The sequence below is a fragment of the Candidatus Xianfuyuplasma coldseepsis genome (assembly GCF_014023125.1).
Classification (GTDB): domain Bacteria; phylum Bacillota_I; class Bacilli_A; order Izemoplasmatales; family Izemoplasmataceae; genus Xianfuyuplasma; species Xianfuyuplasma coldseepsis.
This window is the reverse complement of sequence record NZ_CP048914.1, coordinates 1,630,058-1,643,681: the sequence shown is the minus strand read 5'-3', so window position 1 is coordinate 1,643,681 and position 13,624 is coordinate 1,630,058. Positions and strand designations below refer to the sequence as shown.

Below are 13,624 nucleotides of genomic sequence, written 5' to 3'. Positions count from 1 at the left end.
GAGCCTACTTTTTAGCTCCTTTTTTTATTATTTTTTGACCATATGCTTCATTGATATCGTCAAGAACGCGGATAACAGCTTCATCTTTTTTGGTGATATCCGTCATTTGAAAAATATTTAACTGTCGGAAAAAATGTTCTGAATCAATTAGATTTGAAACACTGACTCCCAGTAATCGAATCGGTTTATCGGACTGATTTTCATCGTACAATCGCTCGACAATTGCTAAGATCTCGTAGAAACTATCGGTATGATGCTCCCGTGTCAAGCTGCGATTGATTTGGGTGAAGTCATTATAACGCACTTGAATCGTGATGGTCTTGGCGACACTTTCATCCGCTTGCAATCGTTGTACAACCTTACGTGTAAGATCGGTAAGTTTACCAATAATATCTTGATACTCATACAAATCTTGAGCATATGTTTGGCTATTTCCAATACTCTTCATATCAACATAACGATCTGGTTCAATGGTTCGATCGTCATGACCAAACGCTTTTTGTTGAAATTCGTCTACACGATTTCCCAGTACTAATCCTAGTTTATAGGCATCGTCATATTGCGCTAAGTCACCGATGGTACGTATGCCCAGTAGTTTCAAATTGGGATACGTCTTTTTGCCAATCCCAAACATCTTCTCAATTGGAAGCGGCCACATTTTTTCCGATACATCCCGTTTGCGTAAAATGGTTATTCCTAGTGGTTTTTTCATATCACTAGCCATTTTTGCTAAAAACATATTGGGCGCAATTCCGATTGAAACAGGTAGATTATGTTCTTTGAGTAATCGCTGTTGTATTTCATTAGCAATATCCAGTGGATGCATCGTTTCACTCAGTGCTGTCATATCCAAATACCCTTCATCAATACTTCCCTTCTCAATCGTATCTGAATATTCGCTTAACACGGAAAAGAATTTTTCACTGTACGTATGATATAAATCAAAGTTAACTGGTAAAATAATCAACTCCGGACATAGGCGCTTTGCCTCCATAACACTCATTGCACTGGACACTCCATATTTCCGGGCAACATAATTCGCCGTTGTCAAAACACCGCGATTCGACGACCCACCAATACCAATTGCCTTATCTCGTAATGTCGGGTCTTCTGCCATTTCGCAGCTGGCAAAAAAAGCGTTTAAATCAATGTGAAAGATGACTCGATACTTTTTTTCCATAAAACACCTTCCTTTTTACGGAATTTTATAATATAATAGGTAACGACATTACGAACATCTACAGTAAAGAGGTGAAATAAAGTGCCAACCAGCCGTAAACGTGCGAAGAAACCAAAACAAGAAGTTGAAGTGAAAAAGAAAACAGCAAATATTACAAAAAGTAAATGGGGTAAGGCCATCATCCTTATTCTAGCACTCGGTTTTGTATTATCGATTGTTGCAGGAACTGTTCTTGTACTATTCCAAGCTTGGAATGCATAAAAAATGTGAAAGCCTACAGTGTAGGCTTTTTTATTTTGCTAACAATTCAGTTGCTGATATGATGGCAGCATCCGTAATGTGGTCACCACTAATCATTCCAGCGATTTCCTCAATTCGTTGTTCCCCGTCAAGCGCCGTCACATGCGCCCTAGTACGTCCTTCTTTAACAGATTTTGATATGTGTATGTGATGTTCACTAATCGCTGCGACTTGAGGGATATGTGTAATACATATTACTTGGGTATTTTTAGCTATTTCTTTCATTTTCTTAGCCACTTGGAACGCGATGTATCCACTGACCCCTGTATCGATTTCATCAAAGATCATCAAACTTAATCCAAGACTGTTTGCGAGGAGGTTTTTAAACCCGAGCATAATGCGACTCATCTCGCCACCACTCGCGCTTTTACTAAGTGGTTTAAGGGGTTCACCTACGTTTGTGGTCAATAGAAAATCAACTTCGTCAATCCCATTGTCCAAAAAGAATGTTTGATCGGTAAAATCCCGTGGTTCACGAATGGTAAAGGCTATTTCAAAATGCGTTTTCGGTAATTCTAAATCCGTCAAAATTCGAAGCAACTCACTCTCTATATAGTGTGATGTTTGTTGTCTCAAGGAAGTGATATTTGTTCCAGTTTGTACAGCGGTTTCAAACGCTTCTTTGACTTTTTGCTCTTGTTCACGAACCACATCATCATAGTGATCGATGTTATCAATGTCATTGGTTATTGTCTCTAAATACCGTATCAATTCAGGAATGGATTTGCGATATTTTCGTTTTAATCCGTCTAGTTCATTCAATCGATCTTGATATTGATCCATTAAGGCTGGACTAAAATCCAATTGGTCGATTTCTTGTAATAAGGTTTCAAAGACATCATCCAATTCGTAGTATTCATTCTCGAATCGCTTATGGAGTGTCTCATAGGTAGATGACAGACTGGAAATCGATCCCAGTTCTTTACTCGCTTGATAAATGGCACCTAGAGCATCAACACCTTCGATTCGTTGTTTTATCGACTGCAACACCTGATATATCCGATCGTAGTTTTCCATTTTTTCGACGGCTTCTTGAAGCGTTTCTTCTTCGTCGTCTTCCAAGTTATAGGATGTCAGTTCTTTTTGCTGGTACTTGAGTAAATCTAGTCGCTCGTATAAAGAATCATTCGCCTGTTGCAATCGTCGCAATTCAGAACGTTCTTTTTTATAGGTTGCCAGATGACGATGATAGGTTTCCAGTAATTGATCGGTTTGGTGACGTTCAAAACCATCAATAATATCGAGATACGTATCTTGTTGGATTAAACGATGCGTATCCTGTTGCGTATGGATATCCGCAAGCTTACTCGTGATTTCGCGCAAATCTTTAAGTGTGACGACCGTATTATTGATTTTGATTATATTGTTATTATTGGGTGTGATTTGACGCCGAATAATCAACTCATGCTGTTCTTGATCAATATCTAGTGATTGGAGCAATCTCGCAATATCGGGATTGTCTGTTTGAAAAATCCCCTCTACTACAGCTTTATCCGAACCGGTTCGAACAATGTTGGAGGTGGCACGGTCACCAAGCAAAAGACCGATTGCATCAATCAGTAGACTTTTTCCTGCTCCGGTTTCTCCGGTAACAGCTGTCATGCCCTCATGAAAGGTTACTTCGATGTTTTCGATGATGGCAAAATTTTGTACGGAGATGTATGTTAGCATCTCGTTCCTCCTATGGTTGTACGAGTGTGTGCACTAATTCTATAATACTGTCCACATCCAAGTTTAACTCATGTAGTAATTCCTGTTTTGTTCCATGGGCAACATATTGTTCTGGAATTCCCATTAGATGTATGTTTGTTGTCGGCAATTGATGTTGATTGCAAAACTCCAGTATACTGCTGCCAAAACCACCTAGGATACTCGATTCTTCATATATGATTAGTGGTTTATTTTGTTGGATTAAGGTGGTAATCATATCGCCATCAAGTGGCTTGATAAATGTTGCATTGACAACTGTAATTGACAAGTTTTCTGTTTGCAATCGATCTAATAAAGTATCGAGAATTGATCCGAATGACAAGAATATAGCATCTGAACCTTGCTTGAGAATCTCCCAAGCAAGCGACGCAACTTCATTGGTGATAACTTGCGTGTTGGGGACTTCCATTTTCCCCCGCTCATAACGGATGACAAACGGTCCTTGATTAATAGTAAATGCATAGTTTAAGACTTTATAGGCATCATCAACGGTTCGTGGATGAGCAATGGACATCCCGGGAATTGGTCGCAACAGAGGAATATCAAATACGCCTTGATGGGTTTCACCATCGGCTCCTACAATACCAGCGCGGTCCAATCCAAAGACCACTTTCAAATGTTGCCTTGCAACGTCATGATTCACTTGATCGTAAGCTCGTTGAATAAACGTGGAATATATCGGGCAAAAAACATCCACCCCACTAATCGCTAGTCCACTACTCATGGTAACGGCTAATTGTTCTGCAATTCCAACATCGTATATCCGATCAGGGTGTTGATTTTTAAATGGAATTAACCCACTTCCGGCAATCATTGCTGGGACAACAATTGCAAACTTTTCATGGATATTTGCATAGTGAATCATGTAATCACCAATGATTTCACTCCAGGATTTAATGGTTGTATCAACCGACTTGTTGATCACACCTGTTGTTACATCAAAAGGACTTACTCCATGCCATAATCCAAGCTGATCTTGTTCCGAGTATTTGTATCCTTTTCCTTTTTCCGTTAACACGTGAATAACACAAGGTTTATTCGATCGTTTAGCGATGTTTAAATACTTCAATAACTCTTTCATATTATGACCATTTATTGGACCATAATAACTGAATCCTAAATCATCAAAGAGTGTATTATTTGAGAGGAATCCTTTAATTCCACGCTCAACTTTGGACGTTAAACGACGGAGGAATTTCGGAATCCACTTCATTGTTTTTGATTTCACCTTACGATAGACGGACTTACTTCGAATATCATTCAAAATACTGGACAGATACCCAATATTTTCACTAATACTCATCTCGTTATCATTTAGGATAATAATCGGTTGATGATCACTATAGTTTCCCAAGAAATTGAGGGCTTCAAACGCCATCCCACCCGTTAGTGCACCATCCCCAATAATGGTAACAACCTTGTGGGAATTGCCAACATACTGTTTGGCAAATTCGATACCTGCGGCTGCGGCAATACTAGTCGATGAATGCCCTGCTTCGTATATATCATGGATGCTTTCGCTGCGCTTTAAGTATCCGCTCAAACCTTGATATTGGCGCAAGCTAGAAAAATCCTTCGCCCGTCCCGTGAGAATTTTATGTGTATATGCTTGATGACCGACGTCAAAGATTAATTTATCATTGGGGCTGTCAAACACTTTATGCAGTGCAACGGTTAATTCAACGACCCCTAAATTGGATGAGAAATGCCCGCCGGTTTTGGCAATGGTTTCAATCAGAAAAGACCGGATCTCTTCGCTGAGAGTTTCCAGTTCTTTCACCGTTAAGTCATTCAAGAATGAAGGATCTTTAATCGCATAAAGGTCCATACCGTCACCTCTATTCTGTAAAGTCTTCTAACTTGTCATCTTTCATCAATTTAACAATTACTTCCTCGGCTTCTTGAAGAAGTTCATGGCAATGAGCACTTAGTTTCATTCCCTCGTTGTATTTTTTTACGGCTTCATTTAACTCAATGTCACCATTTTCCAACTCTTTGACGAGTTGTTCCAGTTCAACAAGCGCTTGTTCAAACGATTTTTCACTCATAATCTTTATCCTTTCTTACGGACGTAACGGTGGTTTCCGCCACGCCATCATTCATTCGCAATGTCAAGTGCTCCCCCACATCAAGCTGTGAGACACTCTTAATAATTTCACCGTCTTTTGCGACAATGGTATATCCTTTTTTCATAATATGTAATGGATTCACTAAATCCAGTTTATTAATCGCAATGTGGTATTTGTATTCTTTATCTTTGTAAATCCGCTTCATCGAATCAATTAGTTGCTGGGTTAATTTACGTGTATCTTTTTGTGCTTGTTCCAATCGTTTTCCTGGATGTAGTAGGGATAACTTGTCCACCAAATGGTCCAACCGCCGATTTTTATGTTCGGTTAGTCGTAAAGGATCTTGAAATATATAGTGGCTCTTTATGTGTGTTAGTGATTGTTTCTTACGATCTAACAATCGCTTCAATGATAGCCGCATCTGTTCATTCATTTGGTTGATATAGGCTACAATATCCACTTGATTGGGAACGGCAATTTCTGCTCCACCTGAAGGTGTTGGCGCGCGTAAATCCGCAACAAAGTCACTGATTGTAAAATCTGTTTCGTGACCAACACTTGAGATAATTGGAATCATGGACTTATATATTGCGTAGGCAACTTGCTCTTCATTAAATGGCCATAAATCTTCGATGCTACCTCCACCGCGACCAAGAATGATAACATCAGCTAGTTGATCACGATTCACTTGTTCAATGTTCTGGACAATATTATCTTTCGCATATTCCCCTTGTACAAGTGTTGGATAAATAATGATTTTCGTTAACGGAAAACGGCGATTGACAATATGAATAATGTCTCGTACAGCGGCCCCAGTAGGACTTGTTAAAACAGCAATGGTTTTTGGAAATCGGGGGATTGGTTGTTTGTGCGTATCATCAAACAATCCTTCTTCTGACAATTTCTTCTTTAGTTGTTCATAAGCAACATAGAGATTCCCAAGTCCATCTTCCGTCATCGTCTGAACATAAATTTGATAGTTGCCAGAACTCTCATACACGCTAATGTTTCCTTCGACAAGTACGCTCATTCCATCTTGGACTTGAAAGGGTACTTTCTTACTGTTCGACGCAAACATAATCGCACTAATTTGGGCTTTTTCATCCTTTAACGTAAAATAAAAATGTCCTCTTGAATGGTGTTTGAAGTTACTGATTTCACCTTTCAAAAGCACATTTTTTAGATGTGCGTCTTGATCAAATTTATATTTGATGTATTTGGTTAGGGCTGTAACGGTTAAATATCGTTTGTCATCCATATTATCCAACCTTTTTCAGCGATTTCGATATGTTGTCAAGAACACGGTTGGTGAATCCAACCATTTTGCTATCTCCTTCATCACTGTATTTTCGTGTGATGTTCAAGGCTTCATTAATAATGATTTCATGTGGTGTATTGGTTTCAATCATTTCATATGTTGCAAATCGAATAATGGCACGATCGACAAAACTCAAACGATTTATTTTCCACTTTTGCAAGTTCTGTTGAATGGTTTCATCAATTGTTGTTAACGTATCGATAATTCCTTGTAAGCTCTCATTATAAAAGGGATACGACGTTTTTTCGTATACAAATTCTTGATGAATATCCATCTGATATAATGTCTTGATAATATCTTCTCGCACTTCTCTACGTGACCGTTTTTTATTGTCCATAAATGCATCCTCGATTGCTGTATTTTACTTTCTTATACTATACCACACAATTCGTTGAAATCAAAGTCAAAACCACTCATTTTATATGAGAAATACTCGTTCATTTTCAACAAAAAACAATCCTACAAAATTCTATTGTAGGATTGTTTTAAAGTACATGTTACTTTTGTTTCTTCAGTGCAAATACGGCAAGTACAGCAACCGTCATCACTGCTGGTAATACGAACGTGCTAAGCTGTAACGAACTAAAACAACCAGTTTCGATGTCCGATGCTTTTGCTGCATCCAATAACTCATTGAGACGTTGGAATCGTGCATCACTGATGTACTCATATATCACGCGTGAGGATCCTGCAGGATAGGGATCATAATTGTCATAGTCATAACCATAGTCTCCATCCGGATTAGTTAATGTGTCAAACACTTCGTCCAAAACCGGTGCATATCCAACCCAGTCTGCATTTTGTTCAGCAACTGCTTCATCCAAGAAGAAGTTAATAAACTCATGGGCCAAATCGGTGTTTTCACTAGTGGTTGGAATGACAAAACCATCCACCCAAACATTTGTTGTATCGGGAACATAGAATCCAAAATTGATATCGGCTTCCTCTTCTTCAGCAATGTATAAGGTGTCGAAATAATCACCACTATAGACAAGTGCCATATCCAGGTTACCACTTTGGACAAGAGTTTTTAAGTTATCTTCACCAACAACACTGTAATCCATTGCACGAAGAGCATCCTCAGCTTCGGATAATTCATCCTCATCATTGGTGTTTACGTCATACCCTAAATAGAGCAGCGCTGCTGCAGCTGCATCACGAGCTGAGTTATACATTCCAATACGGTATGAACTGTCTGTGTCGAATAGTACTTCCCAACCGGTTAAATCGGCTTCATCAACGGAATCGGTATTGTACATAATTCCGATGGTTCCCCAGAAATATGGAATGAAATAGGAATCGTATCCCTTGCCTTCTGTAAGTGAGGCAACTTCTGGTTTTATCGTGACATTTGAAAGACCAGTTAACTTGGTGTGGTCAATTTCATTTAATAGGTTTTGTTGACGTAATTTGTCAATCATATAATCACTTGGAAAAGCGACATCATATTTTGTTGTGCCTGCTTTGATTCGGACTTCCATTTCCTCATTGGATCCAACTTCATCATACACGACGGTAACATCGAATGTAGTTTCAAATTGTTCCACAAGTTCAGGATCCATATATTCTCCCCAGTTCAATACATACAGTGTTTCACCGGAGTATACTGTGGTCATCGCAGAGACCTCTTTTGCATCTACATTAAATGCAAGTGATACCATCAATCCTATTGCTAGTAATAACATTATTTTTTTCATTTCTTTTCTCCTTTCAAACGAACATTCATGCGAATATTTATATATCCTAAGACACCAATTGTCACGAATACAATTAATGTGTTATAGGCGTAAACTGCGGGACTGAACGTGCGTCGTCCCAAACGCGAATAGATCCATATACTAACGTTTTGGAATCCATTTCCGGTTGTGAAATAGCTTATGACAAAGTCATCGATACTCATCGTAAATGCGATTAACGCTCCGGCAATTATACTGGTTTTGATCGATGGGATGATAACCTTGTATACACCTTGAAAATAATTACATCCTAAATCCAGTGCAGCATCCATTAAGTTGGGATCCAGTTCCTTCAATTTAGGAAGAACCGTCAATACAACAAAGGGAATGCTAAAGAAGATATGAGCGAGTAACATCGTTGGCATACCGAAGGAAATTGGCAATAGACTAAAGACTAACATTAAACTCAGTCCGGTGACAATGTCCGGGTTGATAACAGGGATATTATTCAAAACCATAAACTGGATTCTACGAGACTTCGTAAGACTACTAATCCCTATAGCGGTCAATGTTCCAACTATGGTTGCAACTACTGTACTAATCAGGGCAATTGTTACCGTGTTTATGATCGCTGTCAGCAACCGTTCATTACGAAATATCTCGGCATACCATTTGAGACTTAATGCGGTAAATGTTTGTCCACTTTCGGATTCATTTATACTTAATAGTATGATCACTAGGATTGGAAAATAGACCATGAAGTACACCAAAACAGTAAGCAGTATAACAACAACTTTATACAAGATGGGCCGTACGTGTTTCCATCGTTTCTCAATTATATTCATCATATCAACGTTTCCCCTTCCTTATCGAAATGGAGAACGAGAATAAACATGATGACAATGAAAATCATCAGGATAATACTAATTAAACTCCCCGCATTCACTTGATTGGTTTTCATGAAATAATCTTGAATGACATTCCCGATTAATTGTACTTTCCCCGCACCGAGTCGTTCCGGTAATGCGAAGGCTGTCATCGACGGTAACAACGTCATGATTGTTCCACTGACGACCCCGGATAAACTTAATGGGAATATGACTTTTGTAAACGTTTCATATGGTCCTGCCCCAAGATCACTTGCCGCATCAATTAGATTCTGATCAAGTTTCTCTAAAACACTGTATATGGGCAATACCATAAACGGTAAGTACATGGATACCATACCAATCACAATCGCCAGAGGTGTTCCTATTAAATCCAAACTGATGCCAAACATATTTAAAATGGATATTGGATAAAATAATTTCTCCCATGCGATGATTCGGAGTAACATGTTACTCCATACAGGAATAATTAACAAACTAACAAAAAAAGTCTTATATTTCGAATGGCTGCGCGCTAGGAAAAACGCGACAGGATAGCCAATTAGAAAACTAATAAACGTTGCTGTTAAACTATAAAACAAACTGTTTAAACTAGCATTTATAACTTTCGTTGATCCTAAAAACGAAAAACTATCAAAGGTTATTGTAAAGGTGCCTAAATTATAGATATCTAAATCACTGATACTTAACAAAAGTATTAAAATGGTTGGTCCAAAGACCAGTGTCATCATCCATACAAGATATGGGAAACTAAGTTTACGTAAGTGTTTCATATGTCCGTTTCATCACATGGATTTCATCGGGATCAAACGCTAATGATACTTCATCGCCGATGGTTACTGGATCGGTGGAGTGAATAATGTATTCCTTTTCGTTCACCAATACTGTAATTTCATAATGCACACCTTTAAAAATCATATCATCTACAGTTCCCGTTATGAGTCCTTGTTGTGGTTCCTGAATAAGAATATCTTCGGGGCGAATTACGACATCGATCGGTTCATTGGTTTCAAATCCATGATCAACACACTCAAAGTCTAACCCTTCAAAATGGACGAGATAATCTTGTTTCATGGTTCCCTCAATAATATTGCTTTCACCAATAAAATTCGCTGTGAATCGATTTTTCGGCTCATTGTATATATCTTCTGGTCGTCCAATTTGTTGAATCACACCATCTTTCATAACAACGACGACATCACTCATTGTGAGTGCTTCTTCTTGATCGTGGGTTACAAAGATAAAACTAATTCCTAAATTTCGTTGAATTTCCTTTAACTCATACTGCATTTCTTGACGCAATTTTAAATCAAGACTTCCCAGTGGTTCATCAAGTAACAATAGCTTAGGTTCGTTGACAATCGCCCGAGCAATGGCAACACGTTGTTGCTGTCCCCCAGATAGTGTGTTAATCGGCCGTTCTTCATATCCGGACAATTTCACCATCTTTAGTGCCCGAAGGACTTTTTCTTGAACTTCATCTTTCGGTAACTTTTTGATATGCAATCCAAAGGCAACATTGTGAAACACATTCAAATGGGGAAACAATGCGTAATTTTGAAACACAGTATTGATTTCACGTTCATATGGTGGGGTATCCAATATATCTTTCCCATCGAATACGACCGCACCATGATCCAATGATTCAAATCCCCCGATTATCCGCAGCAATGTTGTTTTTCCACATCCGGATGGACCAAGTAATGTGACAAATTCATTTTCCTTAATATATAAAGATACATCGTTTAATACGACGTTATCATCAAATGATTTTGTGATGTGTTTCAAATCCACTAATTTGTTTGCCATATGGTTCACCACCTGTACCTAATAAAAAATACAAAACAGTTCCCTTTATAACCTTGTTGTCGCATTGTAAAGAGCAAAATGTTTTGCAATTAAATTATATATTATTTTTTAAAATAGTCAATTAAAAAAAACTGTTTTTACAAAAAAAAAGACAACCGAAGTTGTCTTAATCATTAAACAAAAATCGCATAATATCTGGGAACCGTTTCTCCCAATCGGTCTCGTGATGAATCCCACCTTCAATCATTTGAAATTGGAATTGAGAGGTGTCGGTTTTCTTCTGAATCATCGTTACAAGTTCTTGATTGCGCTCAATATAACGCTTGTTTTCTGCTACATTGTCTGTTTCGTTTGTACCACAATCCATGTAGATTTTTTTCATCGATGAGAAATCGGCATCGAGTACGTCTTGTTTTAACGGTTCGAAAAAATCAAAATGGAAGGCCCCCGACAGAGATGCAATCCGGGCAAACGTATCGGTATATTTGCAAGAAGCATACAAACTATTGACCCCACCAAATGACGATCCCATGATCGCGGTATTTTTTCGATTCTTATACGTTCGGAATCGTTGATCAATATAGGGTTTTACGGTTTGAACAATAAAATCTAGGTATAAATCCGCTTGTCCACCTAGTACTTTCTTGCTGTTTGGAAGTTGAAATGGATAAGGAATCAACTGATTATTCCGGGTGATGTCACTTTCAATACCTACAATAATCACTTCGGGAATATCGGGATATTCCTCATATAACTCCATAATTCGCCATCCTCGTCGTTGATAAGCGATGCGATCATCAAAGAGATTTTGACCATCATGCATATATAAAACGGGATAGAATTTTTCACTGCTTTCATAACTTCGAGGAAGATACACGTATAGGCGTTTTTCCATTGATAATTGTTCACTATACATCCGAATTGTTCGGTATTCTTTCATATGTGATTACTCCTTTTTGAAATAAACAATGGCATCATATGGTTGAAGAATCATATTAGGTTGAAGCGATTGTTGACAATTAGACAACAGTTCTTCGTAGCCATCCAACTCCATGTCTAATGTGATCAAGGTTTCTTTGTTGCGGAAATTCGCAATGACAAGAATGGTCCCTTCTTGCACCTTGTTCGTATAGCAATAGTGATCGGGATGATCCAATTCAATAAACGTCAATGTACCATCACTAATACCTCGTTTTTTTCGCATCGAGAATACGGTTTTGTACTGATTAAAAATAGATGTAGGATCTGTTTGTTGAGCTGCTAAATTAATCGTTGGATACGAGCCAACAACATTCATCCATGGAATTGTCGTACTGAATCCTGCATATGGTTCACTGCTCCACTGAAAAGGACTTCTGGCATTGTCACGGGAGCGATCACGCAGTGCTTGCATCGCGTACTCATGGCTGGCACCTCGGGAACGAAAATTGTCATATTCAGTGAACACTTCAACATCGCGAAAATCCGATAGATCGGTATAATCGACATTGATCATCCCGATTTCTTCTCCTTGGTAGACGATTGCTGTTCCTGGCATAAAGTATAGTGTATAGAGTAACATCAAGGCACTTTTTTTCCAATATTCCTGATCGTTACCATAATGACTGACAACACGCGGTTGATCGTGATTATGCCAATAAATCAGATTGTGTCCAATTCCTTTTAACATATCATGAAAGTGCGCGAAACTTTCTTTAATACCGACAACATTCAAATCGCCTTTGGCCCATTTACCTGTTGTTATTTGATTGGTCCAGTCACAATCCTGCCAACAATGGCCAAATTGGATCAACATATTAAACTCATCGTGATCATAGCCGACATATTTTTCAGCTTCTTCTTTACTTGCTCCTCCGGCTTCTCCCATCGTCATAACATTGTTTGGACGAAACAGCTCACGACCAAACTCTTCCAAATACTCATGATGTTTGGGTAAGCTTGAAAAATGTTCATACCCAGGATAAGCATCGGGAAAATCCCAATTCTTTTCCAAGTGATTGGATGCATCGACACGAAATCCGTCCACACCGAGATCAATCAACCATTTTGTCACTGCTTTTAAATCGTTTTTCATCGCTTCATTGCGCCAGTTCAAATCGGGCATTTTTTTGCTGAAAATGTGGAGATAATATTCGTCTGTTGGTTCGTTATAATCCCACACACCACCACCGAACCAACTCAACCACTTTGTTGGTTTGATACGATTGCCATCTGCATCGTATTTGGGTGGTTGCCAAATATAATAATCATGATAACGTTCATGTTCGGGGTGATTCGGATCGCACGCTGCTTGAAACCAGGGATGTTCATCACTTGTATGATTCAAGACCAAATCAAAAATCACCTTAATATTATGCTGATGTGCACGTGCAATAAATTCTTTTACATCCTCTAAGGTACCGTAATCGTCACTAACTTGATAGTAATCTGATACATCATAGCCATTGTCATCCATCGGTGATTTGTAATGCGGACTTACCCAGACTGCATCAACTCCAAGATCAATGAAATGTTGCAATTTGTCGATTAGCCCACGAAAATCGCCAATTCCATCCCCGTTCGCATCATAAAAACTACGAATATAACACTGGTAGATAACGGCATCTTGCCACCATGCTTTGTTCATATATGTACTCCTCACGTCAATTTCCTATCGTACAGTACCATTATACATC

13 protein-coding genes are annotated in these 13,624 nt (G+C 38.6%); 1 reads left to right on the top strand and 12 read right to left on the bottom strand.

Annotation, left to right across the window (positions count from 1 at the left end; genetic code table 11):
- Positions 1-4 precede the first annotated feature (4 nt).
- Positions 5-1,180 (bottom strand): DNA polymerase IV, encoded by a 1,176-nt coding sequence (locus G4Z02_RS08020; protein WP_258877495.1) that lies wholly within the window; start codon positions 1,178-1,180, stop codon positions 5-7.
- A gap of 81 nt (positions 1,181-1,261) precedes the next feature.
- On the opposite strand from G4Z02_RS08020, the gene G4Z02_RS08015 reads away from it, so the two are divergent.
- The gene (locus tag G4Z02_RS08015; protein ID WP_258877494.1) at positions 1,262-1,441 is read left to right on the top strand and encodes a hypothetical protein; all 180 of its coding nucleotides are present in this window, start codon (positions 1,262-1,264) and stop codon (positions 1,439-1,441) included.
- A 30-nt stretch (positions 1,442-1,471) separates the two neighbouring features.
- On the opposite strand, the gene recN is transcribed toward G4Z02_RS08015, so the two are convergent.
- The 11 genes from recN to G4Z02_RS07960 all read right to left on the bottom strand — a co-directional run bounded on the left by recN (position 1,472) and on the right by G4Z02_RS07960 (position 13,575).
- A complete protein-coding gene (recN, locus tag G4Z02_RS08010) occupies positions 1,472-3,151 on the bottom strand; it encodes a DNA repair protein RecN (protein ID WP_258877493.1) in 1,680 nt (559 codons plus the stop codon).
- 10 nt (positions 3,152-3,161) lie between these two features.
- Positions 3,162-5,018: a 1-deoxy-D-xylulose-5-phosphate synthase gene (gene dxs / locus G4Z02_RS08005; protein ID WP_258877492.1), complete on the bottom strand. Its 1,857-nt coding sequence runs from the start codon at positions 5,016-5,018 to the stop codon at positions 3,162-3,164.
- A gap of 10 nt (positions 5,019-5,028) precedes the next feature.
- Positions 5,029-5,238: an exodeoxyribonuclease VII small subunit gene (gene xseB, locus G4Z02_RS08000; RefSeq protein WP_258877491.1), complete on the bottom strand. Its 210-nt coding sequence runs from the start codon at positions 5,236-5,238 to the stop codon at positions 5,029-5,031.
- Complete coding sequence (gene xseA / locus G4Z02_RS07995) at positions 5,231-6,517, bottom strand: exodeoxyribonuclease VII large subunit (RefSeq protein WP_258877490.1); 1,287 nt, start codon at positions 6,515-6,517, stop codon at positions 5,231-5,233. Before xseA ends, xseB begins: the two co-directional genes overlap by 8 nt.
- A gap of 1 nt (position 6,518) precedes the next feature.
- Positions 6,519-6,914: a transcription antitermination factor NusB gene (gene nusB, locus G4Z02_RS07990; protein ID WP_258877489.1), complete on the bottom strand. Its 396-nt coding sequence runs from the start codon at positions 6,912-6,914 to the stop codon at positions 6,519-6,521.
- A 160-nt stretch (positions 6,915-7,074) separates the two neighbouring features.
- On the bottom strand, positions 7,075-8,274 hold the full coding sequence (locus G4Z02_RS07985; RefSeq protein ID WP_258877488.1) for an ABC transporter substrate-binding protein: 1,200 nt from the start codon (positions 8,272-8,274) through the stop codon (positions 7,075-7,077).
- Entirely contained in the window at positions 8,271-9,101 is an 831-nt protein-coding gene (locus G4Z02_RS07980; RefSeq protein ID WP_258877487.1) for an ABC transporter permease, read from the bottom strand. The genes G4Z02_RS07985 and G4Z02_RS07980 overlap by 4 nt, the downstream gene beginning before the upstream one ends.
- Positions 9,098-9,913, bottom strand: coding sequence for an ABC transporter permease (locus tag G4Z02_RS07975; protein WP_258877486.1), 816 nt, complete (start codon positions 9,911-9,913; stop codon positions 9,098-9,100). The genes G4Z02_RS07980 and G4Z02_RS07975 overlap by 4 nt, the downstream gene beginning before the upstream one ends.
- Entirely contained in the window at positions 9,897-10,949 is a 1,053-nt protein-coding gene (gene potA / locus G4Z02_RS07970) for a spermidine/putrescine ABC transporter ATP-binding protein (protein ID WP_258877485.1), read from the bottom strand. Before potA ends, G4Z02_RS07975 begins: the two co-directional genes overlap by 17 nt.
- Before the next feature lie 166 nt (positions 10,950-11,115).
- A complete protein-coding gene (locus G4Z02_RS07965; protein WP_258877484.1) occupies positions 11,116-11,889 on the bottom strand; it encodes an alpha/beta hydrolase in 774 nt (257 codons plus the stop codon).
- 6 nt (positions 11,890-11,895) lie between these two features.
- On the bottom strand, positions 11,896-13,575 hold the full coding sequence (locus G4Z02_RS07960; RefSeq protein WP_258877483.1) for a glycoside hydrolase family 13 protein: 1,680 nt from the start codon (positions 13,573-13,575) through the stop codon (positions 11,896-11,898).
- Between the last annotated feature and the right edge of the window lie 49 nt (positions 13,576-13,624).

What these genes read in the sequence shown, in the direction of transcription:
- G4Z02_RS08020 (WP_258877495.1), bottom strand. Translation starts at nt 1,180, where the DNA reads ATGGAAAAAAAGTATCGAGTCATCTTTCACATTGATTTAAACGCTTTT.
- recN (WP_258877493.1), bottom strand. Translation starts at nt 3,151, where the DNA reads ATGCTAACATACATCTCCGTACAAAATTTTGCCATCATCGAAAACATC.
- dxs (WP_258877492.1), bottom strand. Translation starts at nt 5,018, where the DNA reads ATGGACCTTTATGCGATTAAAGATCCTTCATTCTTGAATGACTTAACG.
- xseB (WP_258877491.1), bottom strand. Translation starts at nt 5,238, where the DNA reads ATGAGTGAAAAATCGTTTGAACAAGCGCTTGTTGAACTGGAACAACTC.
- xseA (WP_258877490.1), bottom strand. Translation starts at nt 6,517, where the DNA reads ATGGATGACAAACGATATTTAACCGTTACAGCCCTAACCAAATACATC.
- nusB (WP_258877489.1), bottom strand. Translation starts at nt 6,914, where the DNA reads ATGGACAATAAAAAACGGTCACGTAGAGAAGTGCGAGAAGATATTATC.
- G4Z02_RS07985 (WP_258877488.1), bottom strand. Translation starts at nt 8,274, where the DNA reads ATGAAAAAAATAATGTTATTACTAGCAATAGGATTGATGGTATCACTT.
- G4Z02_RS07980 (WP_258877487.1), bottom strand. Translation starts at nt 9,101, where the DNA reads ATGATGAATATAATTGAGAAACGATGGAAACACGTACGGCCCATCTTG.
- G4Z02_RS07975 (WP_258877486.1), bottom strand. Translation starts at nt 9,913, where the DNA reads ATGAAACACTTACGTAAACTTAGTTTCCCATATCTTGTATGGATGATG.
- potA (WP_258877485.1), bottom strand. Translation starts at nt 10,949, where the DNA reads ATGGCAAACAAATTAGTGGATTTGAAACACATCACAAAATCATTTGAT.
- G4Z02_RS07965 (WP_258877484.1), bottom strand. Translation starts at nt 11,889, where the DNA reads ATGAAAGAATACCGAACAATTCGGATGTATAGTGAACAATTATCAATG.
- G4Z02_RS07960 (WP_258877483.1), bottom strand. Translation starts at nt 13,575, where the DNA reads ATGAACAAAGCATGGTGGCAAGATGCCGTTATCTACCAGTGTTATATT.